Raw genomic sequence first — 21331 nt, 5'->3', positions numbered from 1 at the left:
AAAATGATACCAATAAGAGATTGCCTTCCAAGAAGATATACTCCTTACATGACATGGCTTATTATTGCGTTAAATTCAGTTATCTTCATTTTTGAACTTATGTTCCCAAAAGAAGACTTAGATTATCTATTTCACATATTTGGTGTTGTTCCTGCAAAATATATGCTTGTAACATCTCTTCCCTTTGATCCTTTTTATTATCTTCCATTTTTAACGAGCATGTTTCTTCATGGAGGATGGTTTCACCTTATAAGCAACATGTGGGTAATGTGGATTTTTGCAGACAATGTAGAAGACAAGATGGGTTCTTTCAGATTTTTAATTTTTTATCTTATTTGCGGATTTGGAGCAAACTGGATTCACTGCCTTATAAATCCAGCTTCAACAATACCTACAGTGGGAGCTTCTGGTGCAATTTCAGGTGTCTTAGGCGCCTATATGGTAATGTTTCCCCATGCAAGGGTTATAACTCTTTTGCCGATTTTGTTTTTTCCTTTCTTTTTTGCTCTTCCTGCATTTTTCTATATTCTCATGTGGTTTTTTATTCAACTTTTCTCAGGACTTGGCTCCCTTCTTAGCCCGGCAGATGTGGGAGGAGTTGCCTGGTGGGCACATGTAGGAGGATTTCTGTTCGGAATTATTTTACACAGAGTTTTTGTAATCAAAAAAAGACTCCGTATATACGATGACCATTTTGATTACTACTGTGCCTGGGGAAGATTTTTATAATTAAAATATGGCAGTTTGCAAAGTATGCAATAATTTCTCTCCTTACATTGCAAAACATCCTGGAGTTTGTCTTGACTGTATAAGAAAAAAATCATCTCAAGCCATTACCGTGGCTTTACAATCCCATAGAGAAAGTAGACTTGCTTATGGATTACCTCCTTGTCCTCCAAAAGCTGAAGATGCAGTTCAGTGTAAAATTTGTGCAAATGAATGCAGAATTCCGGAAGGGCAGTATGGATATTGTGGATTAAGAAAAAATGAAGGAGGAAGATTAATTACTCTTCAACACAATCATGGAAAACTTAGCTGGTATCTTGATCCTCTTCCAACAAACTGTGTTGCAGACTGGGTATGTCCTGCTGGAACAGGTTCTGGATATCCAGATTTTGCCTATACCAATGGACCTGAATACGGATACTACAATCTTGCAGTATTTTTTCACGCCTGTTCCTTTAACTGTCTTTACTGTCAAAACTGGCATTTTAGAGAAGAAACCTTTAAATCAAAAACAAGAAATGTTGATGAACTACTAAAAAGCATTACATCTCATGTCTCCTGTATATGTTATTTTGGAGGTGACCCTTCGCCTCAGATAATTTTTGCCATTGAGGCATCACGCAGAGTAATTAAAGAAAAAAAGGCAAAAATATTGAGAATATGCTGGGAGACCAATGGTTCAATGAATAAAGCCTATCTTGAAAAAATGATTGAATTGAGTTTTCACTCAGGAGGCTGTATTAAGTTTGATCTGAAAGCATGGAATGAGTCTCTGCACATTGCATTAACAGGAGTTTCAAATAAAAGAACATTAGAAAATTTCGCCTATGTAGCAAAGTTTTTTGAAAAAAGACCCATTCCGCCATTTCTTATTGCAAGTACTCTTTTAGTCCCTGGATATATAGATAGTGAAGAAGTAAGCAGTATAGCTAAGTTTATTGCTTTCTTGAATCCTGAGATTCCCTACCGTTTACTCGGATTTTATCCTCATTTTTATATGGATGATCTTCCTTTGACTTCTAAAAAATTAGCCAATGAATGTTATGAAGCTGCTTTAAGTGCAGGCTTAAAAAATGTTTCCATTGGAAATGTTCATTTATTAAGATAAGAAGAGGGCAGAAATCTGCCCTCTAAATTTAAAGAATCGGTAAATATCTTTCAATTTCATAGGGAAATATTCTTATACGATAGTCATCCCATTCTTTTTTCTTACTTTCAATGAGATTTGTGAATATATGGTCTCCGAGAGTTTCTCTAAGTAATTCACTTTTTTCAGCATATTCAATGGCTTCAATCAAGCTACCAGGAAGATTATCTATGCCAAGAGCTTTTCTTTCATCTGGATCAAGATGATAAACATCCTTTTCAACTGGCTCAGGCAGTTTATACTTCTTTTCTACTCCTGTCAGTCCAGCATTTAGCATACATGCAAAGGCTAAATAGGGATTGCATGCAGGGTCAGGACTGCGTAATTCAATTCTTGTTGCCTTTTCTTTCCCGGGTTTGTAAAGTGGAACTCTTATAAGTGCAGACCTGTTTCTTCTTGCCCAGCAGATATAAACAGGAGCTTCATATCCAGGAACAAGTCTCTTGTATGAGTTAACCCATTGATTTAAAACAAGAGTAATTTCCTTTATGTGAGTTAAAACTCCTGCTATATAGCTTTTAGCAACATCTGAAAGATAGTACTTGTCCTTTGCATCAAAAAAGGCATTTTTGTCACCCTTGAATAGAGACTGATGGGTATGCATTCCACTTCCGTTTTCTCCAAAAAGAGGCTTTGGCATGAATGTGGCATAAACACCATGTTTCTTGGCAATCTCCTTCACTACAACCCTGTAGGTCATGACAATATCAGCCATCTGTAGAGCTTCAGCATACCTTAAGTCTATTTCATGCTGAGAAGGCGCCACTTCATGATGTGAGTATTCCACTTTGATACCCATCTGTTCAAGCGCTAAGATAGTATCTCTCCTTAAGTCTTCTGCAGCATCAAGGGGGTAATCAAAATATCCACCTTCATCAAGAGTTTCAGGGTTTCTGTCTGATTTAAAATAGAAAAACTCAAGCTCTGGTCCAAGATAAAAGGTGTAACCTTTTTTAGCAGCTTTTTCAAGATTTAGTTTCAGAATATATCTTGGGTCTCCTTTGTAAGGCGTTCCATCAGGCTCATAAATATCACAGAACATTCTTGCAACAGCACTTTCTGATGGTCTCCATGGAAGTATCGCAAAGGTTGTTGGATCAGGTCTTGCAATCATGTCTGACTCATCAATTCTTGCAAATCCGTGAATTGATGAGCCATCAAAACCCATACCTTCTGAAAAAGCCATTTCAAGCTCCTCAACCGGAATAGCAAAACTCTTTAGCTGACCAAGAATATCAGTAAACCAGAGTCTTACAAACTTAACATTCATCTCCTTAACCAGCTTCATAACATCCTTTTCATCTCTTGGTTTTGCGTAAGTCATAACATCCTCCAACAGTTTTTTATTGAGGCAAAGCCTCTTTAATTAAAATTCTATTTTCAAAAAATAGTTAACCATATTTATACAAAACTTTTCCATTCATTCTAAACGGCTAACGGTTGCCATATAGATATAGAGATATAATAATCAATATGAAAAATTTTGTCAATGTTTTTTGTTTTATATGTCAATAATTTTGTGTAAATTTGCAGACTATTAAATTGAGTTATCGGAAAGGAGAGACTGTTATTGACTTTGACATATTAAAAAAAGATAATTTAAAATAATTTTAAAATAATTTCTTATAAAATGGAGGAAGCTATGAAAAAGTACAAATGCAGTGTATGTGGCTATGTTTATGATCCAGCACAGGGAGACCCTGATAACGGGATCCCAGCAGGAACAGCCTTTGAAAATTTGCCTGATTCATGGAGTTGTCCTGTTTGCGGTGCAACAAAAGATATGTTTGAACCAGAAGAATAGCTGAGGAGGCTATTATGAAATCCATTGAAATTGCCTTAAAGATGGAAACAGATGCTGTAAAGTTTTACGCTGAAGCAGCAGAGAAAGTTTCCCATCCTGTGGGTAAAAAAATGTTTTTAACTATAGCTGAAGATGAGAAGAATCATATTAAGATGATTGAAGAAGTTCTTAAAGGACTTGAACTTACAATTAGAGAGGCAAATCCAATTAAAACAGTAAAAACAATATTTGAAGAAATGAAGAATCAGATGATGGAGAGAATCAAGGCTCAAACTGATGACCTTGAAGCATTCAGAATAGCGATGCAGATGGAGAAGGAAGGTATAGAATTTTATAAAAAAATAAAACAAGAAGTAAACACTGAAAAAGAAAAGAAGCTTTTTGAAAGACTAATTTATGAGGAAGAGCAACATCACAAGATTTTTTCTGAAACCTATAATTTTTTGAGCGATACTGGTAATTGGTTCATGTGGAAAGAATTCTCAATTGTTGAAGGATAAAGTGGGAGGGAATTCCCCTCCCTATTTTTTATTATTTTATCCCAAGTACATCTCCCATGTCATATAATCCTGCTGGTTTTCCATGAAGCCAGATTACTGCTCTTAAAGCACCTCTTGCAAAGGTATCCCTGCTTGATGCCTTATGCACTATTTCAATCCTTTCTCCTAATCCTCCAAAAATTACAGTATGTTCTCCAACAATATCTCCTGCTCTTACTGTCTGAATTCCTATTTCCTTTCTTGTTCTCTCTCCAATTATTCCCTTTCTTGCATAAACAGCAACTTCATCAAAATCTCTTCCCAATGCTTCAGCAATAACCTTTGCCATTTTTATAGCTGTTCCACTGGGCGCATCTTTTTTCATTCTGTGATGAGCTTCAACAATTTCCACATCATAGTCATCTCCAAGAACTTTTGCCACATCTTTAAGAATCTTAAATAAAAGATTTACGCCGATACTCATATTAGGGGAGAGCACTACAGGGATTTCTTTTGCTGCTTCCTTAATCATGGTGAGTTGTTCATTGCTAAATCCTGTTGTTCCAATAACCATTGATTTTTTATATTTTTTTACAATTTCAAGATGCTCTAAAGTAGCTTCTGGATTTGTAAAATGTAAGACAATATCAGTATTATCAATTACTTTTTCAATATCATCAACGATTTTCACTCCAATTTCACCTAATCCTGCAACTACTCCAGCATCAATCCCCAATTTTGGATTATTTTTTGACTCCACAGCTCCAACAACCTGTATCTCCTGATAATCCTTTGAAAGGGCAATAATTCTACTGCCCATTCTTCCTGCTGCGCCACATACTGTTATTTTTATCATCTTGTTCCTCCTCTATATTTATTGTTTCATCAACTTCTCCAACTTTTATTGAATAGTATTCATGAAACCAGTTCCAGAGATCAATAATTTTACAATTTCTTGAACAGAAAGGTCTCCATGGATTGTTTTCATACTCTACAGTTTTACCACATACAGGACATTTAATTTTCATGATTTAATTTTAATTTTTCATCTTCTAAAGTTGCAACTAATATGATACACTATATTATGCTTTTTACAGATAGAGCAAAAACAGTTCTTGAAATAAGATATTTACTTAAAAATGAAAAAGGTGAAGTCATTGAAACACCTGAGCAGATGTTTCATCGTGTTGCTAACTATGTGTCTCAGGCAGAAGAGTTTTATAAAGAAAATCCCTCTCAATGGGCAGAAAAGTTTTATGAACTTATAAGTTCTTTAAGATTTCTTCCTAATTCTCCAGCATTGATGAATGCAGGCAAGCCAAAGGCTCAGCTTGCAGCCTGTTTTGTTTTGCCTGTGGAAGACTCAATTGAGGCAATATTTAAAACACTTAAAGATGCTGCATTAATCCTTCAAAGTGGTGGTGGAACAGGATTTAGTTTTTCCCGATTAAGGCCAAAGGGAGATGTTGTTCGCTCAACAGGTGGCATTGCAAGCGGTCCTGTTTCATTCATGAAGATATTTGATAAAGCTTCAGATATTATAAAGCAGGGTGGTGCGAGAAGAGGTGCAAATATGGGTATATTGAGGGTTGACCATCCTGATATCTTAGAGTTTGTAAGAATTAAAAGATTTGAAAGTTTAAGCAATTTCAACATATCCGTTGCTGTCACAGATGCTTTTATGGAAGCTCTTTTTAAGGATGATTACTATCCATTGATAAATCCAAGAAGTGGTGAGGTTGTAAAAAAGGTTAAAGCAAAGGAAATCTTCAATGAAATTGTTGAGTCAGCATGGGAAACAGGAGACCCTGGAATAATTTTTATAGATACCATCAACAAATACAATCCAACTCCTCATATAGGACAGATAGAAAGCACAAATCCCTGTGGTGAGCAACCTCTTTTACCATATGAAGCATGCATTCTTGGTTCAATTAATCTATCAAACTATGTAAAAGATAGTAGTATTGATTTTCAGATGCTTGAGCAAGATGTAAAAGTAGCGACAAGACTTCTTGATGATGCAATAGATGTTACCCATTATCCTGTGCCTGAGGTTGAAAGGATGCATAAGGGAAACAGAAAAATAGGGCTTGGAGTAATGGGCTGGGCAGACTGTCTTGTGGAACTCGGTATTCCTTATAATCATAAAAAAGCATTTGTGCTTGCTGAAAAACTCATGCATTTTATAAGTAAAAAATCCCATGAAGCATCTCAGGAGCTTGCACAAAAAAGAGGCGTTTTCCCAAATTTTAAAGGCTCTGTATGGGATAAAAGAGGCATTATGATGAGAAATGCCACCACAACTACAATTGCTCCAACAGGAACAATAAGCATAATTGCTGACTGTTCAAGCGGAATAGAGCCTTATTTTTTGCTTGCTTACAAACAGAGAATTCTTGATACAGAGTTTGAGATAATAAACAAGTATTTAGTGGATTTTGCTCAAAAACAGGGATTTTACAGTGAAGAATTCATAAATGAAATCAGACAAAAGGGAACACTAAGAGGCATAAAAGCAGTTCCATTAAAAATAAAGAGGCTTTTTAAAACAGCTCTTGAAATCACTCCTCAGGAACATATTGAGATGCAGACAGTATTTCAGAAATACACAGACAATGCAGTATCAAAAACCATTAATCTTCCTCAAAGCACAAAAAAGGAAGAAATTGCTAAAATATTTATTCTTGCCTATAAAAAAGGACTCAAGGGAATAACAATTTTCAGATATGGTTCAAAGAGAGGAACACTGCTTAAGGTAAGTGATGCTCATCTTACAGAATGCTGTGAAGTAAAAGGAAGGTCTCTTAGAGTAACCAAATTTCACGATGCTGTATGATTAAGCTTGAAAACATCTCAAAAAGTTATGGAAATGTGAAGGCATTACAGTCTCTTAGTTTTGAAATACTTAAAGGTGAGATATTTGGACTTCTTGGTCCAAATGGAGCTGGCAAAACAACTACTGTCAAAATACTCACAACACTTACAAAGCCAGACAAAGGAAAATGTTTTATTGACGGAATTGATGTGGTAAAAAATCCTTTTGAAATAAAAAAAATCATAGGAGTTGTTCCTCAGGAAAACAATCTTGAAAGAGAGCTTACTGTTTATGAAAATCTTCTGATCTATGGAATGCTTCACAGAGTAAAAGAGCTTAAGGCTAAGATTTCCGAGATTCTTAAAACTATGGAGCTTACAGAAAAAAAGCATTCTGTTGTATCAACTCTTTCAGGAGGGCTTCAGCGAAGAACACTTCTTGCAAGAGCATTGCTATCTGAGCCAAAGGTTTTATTTCTTGATGAGCCATCAATAGGTCTTGACCCTCATATAAGAAGGGAGCTATGGCAGATCATAAGAAAGATAAAGTCTGAAGGCAGAACAGTGCTTCTTACAACTCACTACATTGAAGAAGCCGAAGCACTCTGTGACAGGGTGGGCATTCTATCTCATGGAAAATTAATTGCACTTGGTAGCCCTTCAGAGCTTAAAAAAGATGTTGGTGAGTACGTGGTTGAGTTTACTGATAAAGATGGAAGACTGCTCAGTGAGATATGCCATAGCAGAGAAGAGGCTTATGAGATTGCAAAACAAAGAAGCAATGGAGTTGTTATAAGGAAATCCAATCTGGAAGATGTTTTTGTAAAGCTAACAGGAGAAAGAATTAAGGAGACTAAGGAAGTACAATGACAGACTGGTATCCTGTTTTCATTAAGGAGATGCTTCAGTTCAAGCGAAAGCTTCTTAGGCTGGGATACATTTTCTCAGCCATGATGGCACCGATTATTTATCTTGTTACATTCGGGCTCGGGCTGGGAAGAACAGTAAAACTCTCTGAAGGAACTGATTATTTAACATTTTTACTGCCAGGTCTTGTAGCAATGAGTTCAATGAATAATTCATATTCATGGGTTGCAAGCTCTCTTAATCTGAGCAGACTCTATTTCAAGACATTTCAGGTTTACATTCAGTCACCTATAAAGCCATTTTCTATAATGATTGGAGAGGTGCTGGCTGGTATGGTAAAGGGACTGTTTGCCTCTTTACTTATAATTGCTGTTGGTTTTGTGGTGCCTTCAAAGTTTTCCATAAATCTGATTTTTGTTTTAACCCTTTTACTTAATTGCTTTATGTTTGCCTGTCTTGGTGTAATAACAGGAATGATAACAAAATCCCATGAAGACACTGCCACCTACTCAAACTTTTTCATAATGCCAATGGCTTTTTTCAGTGGAACATTTTTCTCACTTGACAGAATCCCAATGATATTTAAACCAATAATCTACATAATGCCCCTGACACATACAAATATTTTAATCAGAAAAACTTTTATTGATACGGAAGGAGTAGTTTCTCTGTTTGTTATTATTTTTTACTGTGTTAGTTTTTTTCTCATAGGCTCATTTTTAATGAAAAGATACAGTGAATAGAAAAATAATCGGCAATTTTAAAATTTTTTATAATAGAATAAATCTCGGAAGGAGCATTTATGGACAAAAAAACTCTTATTGAATGGGATAAAAAATATATCTGGCATCCTTTTACACAGATGAAACAATGGCTTGCTGAAGAGCCAACAATATTTATTGAAGGCAGAGACTGCTTCTTAAAGGACATTGATGGAAGATGGTATCTTGATGGAGTATCATCCCTATGGGTAAATATCCATGGACATAGAAGAGCTGAAATTGATGAGTCAGTCAGAGCACAACTTGACAGAATCGCACACTCCACACTGCTTGGAGCATGTAATGAGCCAAGTATAGTGCTTGCAAAAAATCTTGCTCAAATACTAAGTGAAAAACTTCCATGGGGAGAGCCCCTTACAAAGATATTTTACTCTGACAATGGCTCAACAGCTGTTGAGATTGCCATGAAAATCGCCTATCAATACTGGGTTAATCAGGGCATTAAAGGAAAAGATAGTTTCGTAAGCCTGAAGGAAGGCTACCATGGAGATACAATAGGTGCAGTAAGCGTTGGAGGGGTTGAGCTTTTTCATGAGGTTTATAAACCTTTGCTAAGCAAATCAATTCAGGCACCTTCACCATACTGCTACAGATGTGAGCTTAATTTGAACTTTCCATCCTGTGGACTGGCATGCCTTGGTGAAATGGAAAAAATAATAAAGCAAAATCATGAAAGAATTGTAGCTGTAATAGTTGAACCTCTTGTTCAGTGTGCTGGTGGAATAATTGTATGGCCTCATGGATACTTAAAGGGACTCAGAGAGCTCTGCAATAAATATGAAATTCTTTTAATTGCCGATGAAGTAGCAACAGGCTTTGGTAGAACAGGCAAAATGTTTGCCTGTGAGCATGAAGAGGTAACTCCTGATATAATATGCCTGAGCAAAGGAATAACAAATGGTTATATGCCTCTATCAGTTACCGCAGTAAGTGAAAGAATCTTTAATGCCTTTTTAGGCGAGATTGAAGAGAGAAAAACCTTTTATCACGGGCATTCCTATACAGGAAATCCCTTAGCCTGTGCAGCAGCTATTGCAAATCTTGAGATATTTAAAAAGGACAGTACATTAGAGAATCTCCCACCTAAAATTGAATTATTGAAGAACAAGCTTTCAGAGATAGCAAAGCTTTCCTATGTTGGAGATGTAAGACAAAAAGGAATGATTGCTGGAATAGAACTTGTAAGAGATAAAAAAACAAAAGAGCCTTTTCCATGGAAAGAGCAGACTGGCTGGAAAGTGGTTAAATTAGCAAGAAAATATGGGGTGTGGCTCAGGCCTCTTGGTGATGTTATAGTAATCATGCCTCCACTTGTTATTTCAGAAGAAAATCTTGAAAGGTTGCTTGATGTAATCAAAGATTGTATAATAAGGATTAGTTCAGATCTGGGAGGTTAGAAATGGGTAGATTATTTTTAGCAATACTTATGATTTTTGCCTTTGGATGTACCCAGCAGGTAAAAACAGATATAGCAGGAGTTGGAGAAACTGTTCCCACAGCTCCATCAGCAATTGCATGGGATGGTAAAAATCTTATAATTGCAAAAGAAGGTATAATTGTTTTTTTAGAAAACATAGACACAGCAACCGCTGGATCTTTCACAGGATATGAAGGACACTATTTTTTGAATAACTATCCAATAACAATAACATCAAAAGAAAATCCACCTTACATCACAGGACTTGCATGGCAAAAAAAAGCAGATGCTGGATTCATATGGGCAGCAGATGCAGCAAATAAAAGAGTTATTAAATTAACTGCACAGGGAGAAATAGTTAAAACTATTCAACTAAATAAAATCTATCCTGAAGACATGACATTTGATGGAAAATATCTCTGGATTGCTGACTCTAAAAGAGGGAAAATATTTAAAATAACTACAGAAGATGGCTCAGTAATTGAAGAATATCTCTCACCTGTTAGCTATCCTGCTGCTTTAGCATGGGATGGTGAATATTTAATAATCGCTGGAATTATAAATCCTGCCCTTCCCTCTGATTCATCAGATAATGTAAAAATTGTCAGATTAGATACTGTAACTGGAAGGGTTATTGAGGAAATATCAAATTCTCGTTATATTTCATCTCCTTCAGCAATGGTATGGATTGATGGAAAACTATGGATATGTGATAGAAATTCTGGTTATATTGTAAAAATTAGTGATTGGGGAAGTCCTTCAGCAGATGAAAAAATCTATAAACTGGCAATAACTCCGTCTATAATTAAAAAAATTGAAACAAAAGAAGGGAAAAAAGAAACTGATATAGAAGAGGCTAAAAAAGCTGCTGAAGAGGCTAAAAAAGCTGCTGAAGAAGCTAAACAGGCTGCAGAAGCAGCTAAAAAGGCTTTTGAATTACAGCAGAAAAAATAATGTTTTCTATTGATAAAATTGAAATAAAAAAAGGCGAACTTTTCATAATAGCAGGTCCATGTGTTATAGAGTCTGAAGAAATAGTATTTAAAACTGCTGAAAAATTAAATGAAATTACTCAGAACTTGAAAATTCCTTTCATATTTAAATCTTCCTATGATAAAGCAAATCGCTCATCAATAAATTCTTACAGAGGTCCTGGAATAAAAAAAGGGCTTGAGATATTAAATAAAGTGAAAGAAGAATTTAATCTGCCAATTCTAAGCGATGTCCATTCTGTAGAAGAGATTGAGATTGCCAGAGATGTTCTTGATGTTATTCAGATCCCTGCCTTTTTATGCAGACAGACAGACATGATTGTTGAAGCAGGGAAAACTGGAAAACCTGTAAATGTAAAAAAAGGTCAGTTTCTTGCACCATGGGACGTGAAAAATATAATTGAGAAAATTAAATCAACAGGAAATGAAAAAATAATCATTACAGAAAGAGGAACAAGCTTTGGCTATAACAATCTTGTAGTTGATTTCAGAAGTTTTCCAATAATTCGCTCAATGGGAGTGCCTGTAGTTTTTGATGCCACACACTCAGTTCAGCTTCCTGGAGGTGCTGGAACATGCTCATCAGGCCAGAGAGAGTTTATTCCATATCTTTCTCGGGCAGCTGTTGCCTGCGGAGTTGATGGATTATTTTTTGAAGTACATCCAGAACCTGATAAAGCCTTATGCGATGGTCCGAACATGCTTCCTCTTAAAGACTTCAAAAGTCTTCTCAAAATTCTCATTGAAATTCATAACACAGTAAGAAAGTTTAAGTCTTCACCTGCTTTCGCTTTAAATAAACTGTAACTGTAGTTCCTTTTCCCAGCTCGCTTTCTATATAAATCTTACCTTTGTGCAATTTAACAATTTCTTTACATATGCTCAAGCCCAAGCCACTGCTACCATCCTCCGTTGCTCTTGTTCTGTTAACTCTGTAAAACCTTTCAAAAACTTTTTCAATATCTTCTTTAGGTATTCCTGCTCCTGTATCTTTTACTTTTACTGAAATAAATTCAGAATTTTCAGAATCAGAAGAAATCAGAACATCAATTTTACCATAAGGTTTGTTATACTTGATGGCATTTTCTACAAGATTCACAAAAAGTTCTGTAAGCAAAGCCTTATCACCATGCACCCAGAATACTCTATTTGAATGAACAGTCATTGTTAATCCATTCTGTTCTGCCAGAAAACTCAACATAGTTACAACATTCTGAATAATTTCATTCAAATTTACTTCTTCTTTTTTAAATTCTATTTCATTTCTTGTTAGCCTTGCCAGAGTTAAAAGTTTTCTAACCATTGAGGACATCGTATCTGCAACATTTTTAATTGTTATCAAAGCATTTTCATATTCATCGGGCTGTCTTCTTTTTCTGAGCATTACATCGCATTGAGTTCTTATTACTGTAAGAGGAGTTCTTAATTGATGAGCTGCATCTGCAATAAATTGTTTCTGAATATTAAAAGCTTTTTCAAGTCTTTCAAATGTTCTGTTAAATGAAATGGCAAGAGTTCTCAATTCGTCAGGTAGGTCTGTTATATCTATCCTTTCAGAAAGATTTTCCTCTGAGATTCTGTTTACAGTATTAGAGAAATTTATTATTGGAGCTGTTGATTTTTTAACAATTAAAAAACCTCCTATTGCTGAAACCATTATGATTGAAGGAATTAAAATTAACAGGGCTATTTTATAGTTTTTAAGAAGATTTATCTCTTTTGCAATGTTCTGAGCACACTGAATAATGAGAGATTTTTCTTGAAAATAAAAATTTACAACTCTTACAGGTTTATCATTTAAATAAAATGTATCAAAGGTTGTTCTGTCAATGCTATTATTGAAGGGAAGATTAAAATGCGATAAAGAGGGTGATTTTTCAATTGTTGTGCCATCCTGTTTTCTTATCTGGAAATAGCTTATTGATTTTATAGAGCTGTATTCCCACATTATTTCATCAGAAAATTTGAAATCTCCTCCTTCACTATCATTTTCAATAAGGGTGGCTAAAGCCTGAGCTTTTGAAAGAAGAGCATCATCAATACTCTTCATTATAATTTTGTTCAGCGTAAAATATAAAGCTATGCCTGAGATCAGCAAAATGATAAAAAAAATGCTTATATAAAAAAGAAGAACCTTTGCTTTAATTGAGGAGATCATTTTATTCTCTTAAAACATATCCTGTGCCACGAATTGTATGAATTAATTTCTTATCAAATCCATCATCTATTTTGTTCCTCAGACGATATACAAATACCTCAATTATGTTGCTGTCACAATCAAAATCATAATCATAGAGATGCTCTATTAAATCTGTTTTGGTTAGAACTTTGTTTTTATTATAAGCCATGTATTCAAGTAAAGCATATTCTTTTGATGATAAATTGATTGTTTTCCCACCTCTTTTGACTTCATGAGAGGCAGTATCAATAACTAAATCTGCAATTTCAATTATTGAAGATTTTATATCTTTTTGCCTTCTAAGAAGTGCTCTAATCCTTGCAAGTAATTCTTCAAAAGAAAAAGGTTTTGTAAGATAGTCATCTGCTCCGCTATCCAGTCCTGAAACTTTATCCATTATGCTGTCTCTGGCAGTAAGCATAAGAACTGGAGTTTTTAATTCTTTTTTGCGTATTTTTTTAACAATAGTTATCCCATCAATAACTGGTAGCATGATATCAAGAATTATAAGATCATAAGATTCATTTTCAGCCATGAAAAGTCCATCTTCTCCGTTGTATGCTACATCCACACTGTATCCTTCTTCCTCAAGTCCTTTTTTTATAATATTGGCAAGAGATTTTTCATCTTCAACAATTAACAAACGCATAGTTTATTTTACCCTTTTTTTTAATATAATGAACAATAAAAGGCGGGATAATTCCCGCCCCCTGAGGTTACTTCCTATTCATCTTCTCTGTCATTTTCAGAATCTCTTTCTTCATGCACATCATGACCTTTATCCTGATGGTCTAAATCTATCTTTAAAATCTTTCCGTTACCAGCATCAACCTTCACATCTGCTATCTGCTTGTCAGCCTTTACAATCTCAACTCCGTAAACAAGGTATCCGTTTTCATTTTCAAGCTCTGCTTTTATAACCTTACCAGGAACTACTTTTAGAGCCTCGTTTACTGCATTATCCATTGAGATTTTAGCAAGAGTTGCATACCGAGCCTCGTCATCACTCGCAAGACGAATGCTTCCTGCATCGTGTGACTGTGCGAAAAGCAAACCTGCTCCAATTAAACCTGCCATGGTAAGTCCAAATGCTGTTGTTATAAATTTTTTCATCCCTTTTCACCTCCTTTCTTTGCTGATTTGTTTTACTTCTGCTTTCATTTTATAAAATGGAAGATGAACAGAAAATGAACACAAAAAATTATTTATGTTCTCCACTATGTTTGTCGTATATATATGTTTTCTCACTTTCTCTGGATATTTTAGATACTGAAAATATTGCTCCTTCTTTGCAAGAAGGTTTCTTATATAGGCTGGATATTTTTTCTCAAATCTCTTACATAATTCTTCAAATCTTGCAACTGCCTTTTCAAAATCATCTATTCTCTTTATTATTAACAATTCCTCATAAAATGCCTTTACATCTTCTTTGCTCATGTTCCTCTTTATGTTTCTCTGCATGGGTATCAGACAAAGTTGATGGTCTGTGTTTAGGAATAATTCCCTCGCTCCTTGCAAAAAGTAGGACAGTTTCAAAAAATATATACTCTATCGGCAATTGCATATCAAAAAACATTTGACAAAAATGTAGTTTTGGTAATATTCTAAAAAATGTAAGGTAACCATTTGCCGACGGGAGAGTATTAATGTGTAGATTAGCAGCTATAACATCATCTAAATATTTTTCACCAATGGAGAATATTCTTGCCCTTGAAACAATGAAAGAAGGGCATGATGGATCAGGGCTTGGGCTTACGCTTAAGGACCTTGGAGGAGAGTTTAAAGATTTAAAAAACTATCCTATACTCTCAGGAATTTGCTCAAGAAAGGGTAAAGAGATTCTTGACGATTACATGAAAGCATCCGGATTTAAATTAATGCATGAATGGACACCTAAGATCAAGCCTGTAAAAGGTATCATTAGAAGGGATTATTATTTTGCAAGAGTTTATGATTATCCTGATGACTGGAATGATAAATCAGACAGAGAAAAAGAAGACCTTCTTATGAATATAAGATTAACCCTGAGAAAAATGGGCGAAGCCGATGAATCCATTTTTGTTTTTTCTTTTTATCCTGATATTATAACCATTAAAGAAGTGGGTGATCCTCTTGAACTTGCTGAATTTTTTGGACTTGATAAAGATAACCTTGAAGCGAAAATAATATTTGCTCAGGGAAGGCAGAATACTAATTATCAGATATATCTTTATGCCTGTCATCCTTTCTTTATTCAGGGATACTGTACAATGACAAATGGTGAAAATACTGCCTTTGTCCCAATAAGAGAGTTTCTTATGAGCAGAGGATTTCCCGGATATATTGGATATAACTCAGATAGTGAGGTATTTTGCCATATACTTCATTATTCTATGAGACAACTTGGATTTCCACTTACTTATTATAAAGATATAATTACTCCGTTAAAATGGGAAGAAATAGAACAAAGACCTGATAGAGAAGCTTTATCACTTTTAAAAATGTCCCTTCGCCCTCTTTGTATTGACGGTCCTAATATGGTTATAGGTTTTACTCCTGATGGAACATGCTTTATGGTTCAGGATGCAAAAAAACTAAGACCGGGAGTTGTTGGAGGCATAAAAGGGAAATATGCACTTATGTCAGAGCTTTGTGGACTTGATAAGGTTATTCCTGAAAGAGATAGATCCAAAGATATATATCCAATGAAGTATGACATGGTGATTGTATCACCTGGTGCAAAGGAGGTAAAAATATGGAACCAGCTACAGGTTTAAGATTAGATTTTAATCATAAATTAACACTAAAAGAGTTTCCTTACATAATTCGCTGGAGGGAAGACCGTTGCAAACGCTGCGGGCAATGTACAGCAGTATGTCCTCAGGGAGCGATCAGACCTGCTGTTAAATACATGAGAGTTATTGAATCAAGTGGAGATACTCCAAAGCCAAGACCTGTAAGAAGAATAGTTCATGTAATTGAACAGGTCAATGATATTGAACACTATTGCACTGGCTGTGCCATGTGTTCGCTAGTATGTCCAAATAATGCTATAGAGCCTGAATACAATCCTCAGAATAAATTCCTCTTTTATAAAAATCGTGGAGGAGAAGGATACAAAAGAGGTGGAAGAAGAAATGACCCCGGTGTTTCAACTCTTGACAGGCTTAAATTCACAAGAATCTCAATGCTTACAGATCCTGCCCTTGATGCTGGAAGACATGAATTTAGAGTTCGTTCATATATTGGAAGAATTCTTCCTCCAGAAGAACTGCCCCTTAAAGTTGAAAACGGCAGACTTGTTGTTGATAAATCTTCAGGAAAGTTTATTCCGCCAGTAAGAGAAATATTTCCTATAATGATTGGAAGCATGTCAATTGGTGCACTTTCTCCAACAATGTGGGAAGGACTTGCCATGGGAGTTGCCTATCTAAATGAGGTTGAGGGAATTCCAGTTGTTATGTGTTCTGGTGAAGGAGGATTTCCACCAAGACTTCTTAAATCAAGATATGTGAAATATTTTGTGCTTCAGATTGCCTCAGGTTATTTTGGCTGGGACAGCATAATTCATACTTTACCATATATGACTGAAGACCCTGCAGCAATAGAAATAAAATATGGTCAGGGTGCAAAGCCAGGGGATGGTGGTTTATTAATGGCTCCAAAGGTTATAAAATTGATTGCAGAAATAAGAGGAGTTCCTCAATTTGTAGATCTTCCTTCACCGCCAACTCATCAAACAAAATATTCAATTGAAGAGTCTGTTATGAAGATGATTCAGTCAATGTCAATGGCTTTTGGATTCAGAGTGCCTGTTTATCCTAAAATTTCAGGAACCCGCACTGCCAAAGCAGTTCTTAACAATCTTGCAAGAAATCCCTATGCTGCAGCGCTATGTATTGATGGAGAAGACGGTGGCACAGGTGCAGCATATAATGTTTCTCTTGATAAAATGGGACATCCCATTGCATCAAACATCAGAGAATGTTATCTTGATCTTGTAAAACAGGGCAAACAGAATGAGCTTCCACTTATTGCTGCTGGAGGAATCGGCAAAAAAGGAAATCTCGCAGCAAATGCAGCAGCCCTCATAATGCTTGGTGCTTCTGCAGTAGCTGTTGGAAAATACATAATGCAGGCAACTGCTGATTGCCTTGGCGATGAATACAACCGTTGCAATATATGCAATACAGGAAAGTGCCCAAGAGGAATAACGACTCAAGACCCTAAACTTTACAGGCGTCTTGATCCTGATAAAGTTGCTGAAAGGCTTGTGGAAGTATTTAAAGCTGCTGATGTAGAGCTTCGTAAAATATTCGCACCAATGGGAAGAAGCACAGAGCTTCCAATCGGAATGTCTGATGGATTAAGTATAGATGATAAAGCAATGGCAGAAAGGTTGGAGATAAGCTATGCCTGTTAAGAAAACAAAACAAAGAGAAATGCCAAAAATAGGCTTACACGAAACCCTTATCCCGTATGAAGAAGTGGTAAAATGGGTTGATGGAAAATCTGTGATTATTCATGGAAATGTAAAAGGAAGAAGAATACCTTCAAGAATTCTTGAGGATTACATTCAGGAGGCTGTTAGAGAAGGTGCAAGAAATCTGCATATTTATGCTGATGGTCAGCATGGAATTGGTGGAAGAATATATCCAAGAGGTGAAACTGTAAAAATTACAGTTGAAGGACCTGTTGGGCAGAGATGTGGTTCAATGGGAATGTTTGGAACAGAGATAGTGGTAAAAAATGGAGTTTCCGATGATGTGGGATGGCTTAACTGCGGTGCTAAAATCACAGTGCTTGGAGATGCTACAAATGGAGCATGGAATGCTGCTGCACAGGGTATTCTTTATGTTCAAGGAAGTGGTGGTGCAAGATGTGACACTATGACAAAACACAATCCAAGATTTGATCCCCCTCAGTCCTGGTATTTTAGGGATGTAGGAGACTCCTTTGCTGAGTTTAAAGCTGGTGGCATTGCAGTTGTCTGTGGAGTAAACCCGAGAAATCCAAGAACAGTACTTGGATACAGACCCTGCGTTGGAATGGTTGGAGGAGTTATCTATTTCCGTGGCAGAATTGAGGGTTACAGTGAAAGAGATGTAAAACTTCTTGAACTCAGTGAACAGGACTGGCAGTGGCTATGTGAAAATCTTAAGCCATTTCTTACTGCCATTGACAGAATGGATTACTATGATGAACTCACAAAAGATATTGGGCAATGGCACAAACTTGTTCCGTATACACCACAGGAAAGAAGAAGGAGAAGATGGTTTAAGATTGAAATCTCAGAATTCAGAAAAAACTACTGGGAAAAAGAAGTTGGTCAGGGTGGAATATTTGCTGAATACATTGACCATGAACCCACTGTTATTCCATATATAGTAACTGGCAAATATCGTAGATACAAGCCAGTATGGGCAAATGAAAAATATGCACCACCCTGTGCATACAGCTGTCCAACAAACATACCAACCCATAAAAGAACAGCACTTATCAGACTCGGTAAAATAAAAGAAGCACTTGAACTCGTGCTTGAATACAGTCCTCTTCCTGCAACTGTATGTGGAATGATATGTCCAAATCTATGCATGCAGGCATGTACCCGTGGCAGAATTGATATGCCAATCTCTGTAAAAGAGTTTGGTAAAGCCTCGGCTTTACTTCCTCCTCCAAAAAAAGCAGAACCAACAGGGCATAAAGTAGCTGTAATTGGCGCAGGACCTGCAGGAATGTCTGTTGCATGGCAACTAAGCCTTAAAGGACATAGTGTCACACTATTTGAAGCAACAGATAAAATTGGTGGAAAAATAGAGCTTTGTATTCCAGAGCACAGGCTTGACAAAAAAATTCTTCACATGGAAATAGAAAGATTCATGGAAGTTGTGCCAGATATTCGTCTTAATACAAGGGTTACAAAGGAGCTTTTTGAAAAAATACGTAAAGAATACGAATTTGTCGTAATAGCAGTTGGTGCTCATAAACCAAGAAAAATTCCTTTTCCAGGGTCAGAACATACTATCTCAGCCTATGAATTTTTAAGGGCAATAAATGAAGGTAAAACCTTTGATCTTAAAGAAAAAAGAGTTGTGGTAATTGGTGCTGGAAATGTTGGAATGGATGCTGCAGTGGAGGCTTATTTGTGCGGAGCAGAAAAAGTAACTGCAATTGATATTCAAAAACCTGCATCTTTTGGAGCAGAGCTTGAACGGGCACAACAAAAAGGTGTGGAAATCATCTGGCCCAAGTTTACTGAAAAATATGTTCCAGAGGAAAAGAAAATTTACTTCAAGGATGGAACAAGCCTTGATGCAGATTTTGTAATTATGGCAATAGGTGATATGCCTGACCTTGATTTTATTCCACCACAGATTCATACTGAAAAGGGCTGGGTTGTTATAAATGAGTTTTTCCAGACTTCAGATCCAAAAGTCTATGCAATTGGTGATGTAACAGGCTTAGGACTTGTAACTCATGCAATTGGGCACGGAAGAATTCTTGCTCAATATTTACATGGAGAATTAATGCATGCACCTGTAACAAGGGATTTAAGGCAGAGAATTCCCTATGAAAAAATCAAACTTGACTACTATGAAAGATGTCGTGCCACATCATCCCTTGAGCAAGAAGCAGAAAGGTGTCTCAGTTGTGGCTCATGCAGAGACTGTCACATGTGTGAAATGACCTGTTACTGGGGTGCAATAAGCAGAGTTGAAAAGCCTGATGGAAGATATGAGTATGTGGTTGATGACAACAAATGCATTGCCTGTGGTTTCTGTGTCGGAATATGCCCTTGCGGTGTCTGGGAGATGGTTGAAAATATTTAAATCAATCTTTCCTTATTAATTTTTAATTTAAATTTTGGCTGCTAATTGTTGATTAGCAGCCATTTTTTACTGAACATGGTTATTATAGCCCTTGGTAAGTAATGCCTCATTTAAAAATCTACTTGAAATAGGTTTCATTGCCTCACATAATTTTCTAAATAAAATCATTTTAACTTCCCCTTATTTATTATCAATTTTATCCTGGGAATAATCCCCTTTTTCTTTAAATATGCTCTTTCAAGCCTTCTCTGATATCTCCTTATCTCTCTGTAAAGCTCTTTTACCTTCCCACCTACTCTCTCCTTTGAAATAAGCTTTGCGAGAGGATTAGATATCTCAAAAAATGGGCATTGATAAACTCTGAGCCATTGTCTGAGTCTATCCCAGTGTCCACTTTTGAGCTCTATTTCTTAGTGCAAAAAGTTCTGTCCATCCACTATATACATCAACTGCATATTAAAGTGTTTACTTCTATTCTTTAAACTGAATTTTTTCTTTTCAGGAGAAAGAATTCTATCAATGGTTGCCGCACTAAATAAACTCTTTAGAGGACTTAAGTTTTGGTATGATATCAGGCAAAATAGCTTTAAGTCTTTTGCCACGCTCTCTTAACCTTTTCATCATAGATAGGTTTTCTTTTGCGTTTAAGTTTAGATTTTGCATCCTCCTCCCTCCTAAATTGATTTAGAAGGATATTTTAATTTTCTTTTAGATTTTTTATATGAGGCAACGATAAAATTTCGTATAGATTTTTAATGAGGCAACTCGTTGGCTGGCAAATAATCTTTTGAAATGGTAAAATTAAAAAATGGGAGTAGATAAGAAGTTTCTAAATAAACTTCTTTCAGGGATTTCAGATAAAAATTTGAGATTTAATGATTTAAGGAAACTTCTTCTGGAACTTGGTTTTAAGGAAAGAGCAAAAGATATTAAAATACAAACTCCATAAGGAGGTGGACGATGTATAAATATGAGATAATACTTTACTGGTCTGAGGAAGATCAGGCATTTATAGCTGAAGTTCCTGAACTTCCAGGATGTATGGCAGATGGTAGGACTCAGGAAGAAGCACTTATAAATGCTCAGAAAGTAATACAGCAATGGATTGAAATAGCAAAAGAACTTGGCAGAGAGATTCCTGAACCAAAAGGTAAAATTGCTTATGCTTAATCAGTTTGTGAAAATGTCATCTGAAGTTAAGCAGTTTGTTGCCTCTCTGCCTAAACCATGATAAGTTGGTTGTGCTTTATATCCCTCCTTATAGCTTTATTTCCTGCAAGAAGGCTAACATATATGTGAAATTTAATATAGT

At 35.9% G+C, this 21331-nt stretch carries 22 protein-coding genes and 1 pseudogene; 15 read left to right on the top strand and 8 right to left on the bottom strand.

Translation table 11 applies throughout. From position 1 onward, the window contains the following. Window positions 1-3 precede the first annotated feature (3 nt). Both ACYQ3X_RS09350 and ACYQ3X_RS09345 read left to right on the top strand, forming a co-directional pair. Window positions 4-729, top strand: a complete 726-nt coding sequence (locus ACYQ3X_RS09350) for a rhomboid family intramembrane serine protease (RefSeq protein ID WP_460181543.1) — start codon at window positions 4-6, stop codon at window positions 727-729. Between the two features lie 7 nt (window positions 730-736). Beyond that, a complete protein-coding gene (locus tag ACYQ3X_RS09345) occupies window positions 737-1834 on the top strand; it encodes a radical SAM protein (protein ID WP_460181542.1) in 1098 nt (365 codons plus the stop codon). A 28-nt stretch (window positions 1835-1862) separates the two neighbouring features. Here ACYQ3X_RS09345 and glnA read toward each other — a convergent pair whose 3' ends face one another. Next, entirely contained in the window at window positions 1863-3197 is a 1335-nt protein-coding gene (gene glnA, locus ACYQ3X_RS09340) for a type I glutamate--ammonia ligase (RefSeq protein ID WP_460181541.1), read from the bottom strand. Between the two features lie 318 nt (window positions 3198-3515). Between glnA and rd the strand changes: the two genes are divergently transcribed. Both rd and ACYQ3X_RS09330 read left to right on the top strand, forming a co-directional pair. Next, window positions 3516-3677, top strand: a complete 162-nt coding sequence (gene rd / locus ACYQ3X_RS09335) for a rubredoxin (protein WP_460181540.1) — start codon at window positions 3516-3518, stop codon at window positions 3675-3677. Between the two features lie 14 nt (window positions 3678-3691). Then, entirely contained in the window at window positions 3692-4177 is a 486-nt protein-coding gene (locus tag ACYQ3X_RS09330; protein ID WP_460181539.1) for a ferritin family protein, read from the top strand. Window positions 4178-4208: 31 nt separating this feature from the next. Here the strand turns inward: ACYQ3X_RS09330 and dapB are convergent, their stop codons facing one another. Further along, a complete protein-coding gene (dapB, locus tag ACYQ3X_RS09325; protein ID WP_460181538.1) occupies window positions 4209-5012 on the bottom strand; it encodes a 4-hydroxy-tetrahydrodipicolinate reductase in 804 nt (267 codons plus the stop codon). Further along, on the bottom strand, window positions 4966-5184 hold the full coding sequence (locus tag ACYQ3X_RS09320; RefSeq protein WP_460181537.1) for a DNA gyrase inhibitor YacG: 219 nt from the start codon (window positions 5182-5184) through the stop codon (window positions 4966-4968). The genes dapB and ACYQ3X_RS09320 overlap by 47 nt, the downstream gene beginning before the upstream one ends. A 41-nt stretch (window positions 5185-5225) precedes the next feature. Here ACYQ3X_RS09320 and ACYQ3X_RS09315 point away from each other — a divergent pair, with 41 nt between their 5' ends. The 6 genes from ACYQ3X_RS09315 to kdsA are packed head-to-tail and all read left to right on the top strand — an operon-like array spanning window position 5226 to window position 11838. Then, window positions 5226-6995 (top strand): adenosylcobalamin-dependent ribonucleoside-diphosphate reductase, encoded by a 1770-nt coding sequence (locus ACYQ3X_RS09315; protein ID WP_460181536.1) that lies wholly within the window; start codon window positions 5226-5228, stop codon window positions 6993-6995. After that, window positions 6992-7843 (top strand): ABC transporter ATP-binding protein, encoded by an 852-nt coding sequence (locus tag ACYQ3X_RS09310; protein ID WP_460181535.1) that lies wholly within the window; start codon window positions 6992-6994, stop codon window positions 7841-7843. Before ACYQ3X_RS09315 ends, ACYQ3X_RS09310 begins: the two co-directional genes overlap by 4 nt. Next, window positions 7840-8583: an ABC transporter permease gene (locus ACYQ3X_RS09305; protein WP_460181534.1), complete on the top strand. Its 744-nt coding sequence runs from the start codon at window positions 7840-7842 to the stop codon at window positions 8581-8583. Before ACYQ3X_RS09310 ends, ACYQ3X_RS09305 begins: the two co-directional genes overlap by 4 nt. Before the next feature lie 59 nt (window positions 8584-8642). Next, window positions 8643-10019 carry an adenosylmethionine--8-amino-7-oxononanoate transaminase gene (gene bioA / locus ACYQ3X_RS09300; RefSeq protein ID WP_460181533.1) on the top strand — a complete coding sequence of 459 codons (1377 nt, stop codon included), beginning with the start codon at window positions 8643-8645 and terminating at the stop codon, window positions 10017-10019. Window positions 10020-10021: 2 nt separating this feature from the next. Next, window positions 10022-10993, top strand: coding sequence for a hypothetical protein (locus tag ACYQ3X_RS09295; protein WP_460181532.1), 972 nt, complete (start codon window positions 10022-10024; stop codon window positions 10991-10993). Beyond that, the gene (gene kdsA / locus ACYQ3X_RS09290) at window positions 10993-11838 is read left to right on the top strand and encodes a 3-deoxy-8-phosphooctulonate synthase (protein ID WP_460181531.1); all 846 of its coding nucleotides are present in this window, start codon (window positions 10993-10995) and stop codon (window positions 11836-11838) included. Before ACYQ3X_RS09295 ends, kdsA begins: the two co-directional genes overlap by 1 nt. Here the strand turns inward: kdsA and ACYQ3X_RS09285 are convergent. The 4 genes and pseudogenes from ACYQ3X_RS09285 to ACYQ3X_RS09270 form a co-directional block, all read right to left on the bottom strand. After that, a complete protein-coding gene (locus ACYQ3X_RS09285; RefSeq protein WP_460181530.1) occupies window positions 11801-13189 on the bottom strand; it encodes a sensor histidine kinase in 1389 nt (462 codons plus the stop codon). The genes kdsA and ACYQ3X_RS09285 overlap by 38 nt on opposite strands. Before the next feature lies 1 nt (window position 13190). Continuing rightward, the gene (locus ACYQ3X_RS09280; protein ID WP_460181529.1) at window positions 13191-13859 is read right to left on the bottom strand and encodes a heavy metal response regulator transcription factor; all 669 of its coding nucleotides are present in this window, start codon (window positions 13857-13859) and stop codon (window positions 13191-13193) included. Window positions 13860-13933: 74 nt separating this feature from the next. Beyond that, window positions 13934-14323, bottom strand: coding sequence for a PepSY domain-containing protein (locus ACYQ3X_RS09275; RefSeq protein ID WP_460181528.1), 390 nt, complete (start codon window positions 14321-14323; stop codon window positions 13934-13936). A gap of 87 nt (window positions 14324-14410) precedes the next feature. Next, window positions 14411-14710 (bottom strand): annotated as a pseudogene (locus ACYQ3X_RS09270) (transposase); the annotation flags it as partial. A 146-nt stretch (window positions 14711-14856) separates the two neighbouring features. On the opposite strand from ACYQ3X_RS09270, the gene ACYQ3X_RS09265 reads away from it, so the two are divergent. From ACYQ3X_RS09265 to ACYQ3X_RS09255, 3 genes are read left to right on the top strand one after another with little or no spacing between them, the layout of a single operon-like run. Beyond that, entirely contained in the window at window positions 14857-15966 is a 1110-nt protein-coding gene (locus tag ACYQ3X_RS09265) for a class II glutamine amidotransferase domain-containing protein (RefSeq protein WP_460181527.1), read from the top strand. After that, entirely contained in the window at window positions 15945-17612 is a 1668-nt protein-coding gene (locus ACYQ3X_RS09260; protein ID WP_460181526.1) for a glutamate synthase-related protein, read from the top strand. Before ACYQ3X_RS09265 ends, ACYQ3X_RS09260 begins: the two co-directional genes overlap by 22 nt. Next, entirely contained in the window at window positions 17602-20019 is a 2418-nt protein-coding gene (locus ACYQ3X_RS09255; protein ID WP_460181525.1) for an FAD-dependent oxidoreductase, read from the top strand. Before ACYQ3X_RS09260 ends, ACYQ3X_RS09255 begins: the two co-directional genes overlap by 11 nt. 531 nt (window positions 20020-20550) lie before the next feature. Here the strand turns inward: ACYQ3X_RS09255 and ACYQ3X_RS09250 are convergent. After that, entirely contained in the window at window positions 20551-20682 is a 132-nt protein-coding gene (locus ACYQ3X_RS09250) for a hypothetical protein (protein ID WP_460181524.1), read from the bottom strand. A 145-nt stretch (window positions 20683-20827) separates the two neighbouring features. Between ACYQ3X_RS09250 and ACYQ3X_RS09245 the strand changes: the two genes are divergently transcribed. Next, a complete protein-coding gene (locus ACYQ3X_RS09245; protein ID WP_460181523.1) occupies window positions 20828-20968 on the top strand; it encodes a hypothetical protein in 141 nt (46 codons plus the stop codon). An 11-nt stretch (window positions 20969-20979) separates the two neighbouring features. Next, window positions 20980-21189, top strand: a complete 210-nt coding sequence (locus tag ACYQ3X_RS09240; RefSeq protein ID WP_460180021.1) for a type II toxin-antitoxin system HicB family antitoxin — start codon at window positions 20980-20982, stop codon at window positions 21187-21189. Window positions 21190-21331 lie beyond the last annotated feature (142 nt).

The sequence above is a fragment of the Thermodesulfovibrio sp. TK110 genome (assembly GCF_054658355.1).
This window is presented reverse-complemented; position numbering and strand designations above follow the sequence as displayed.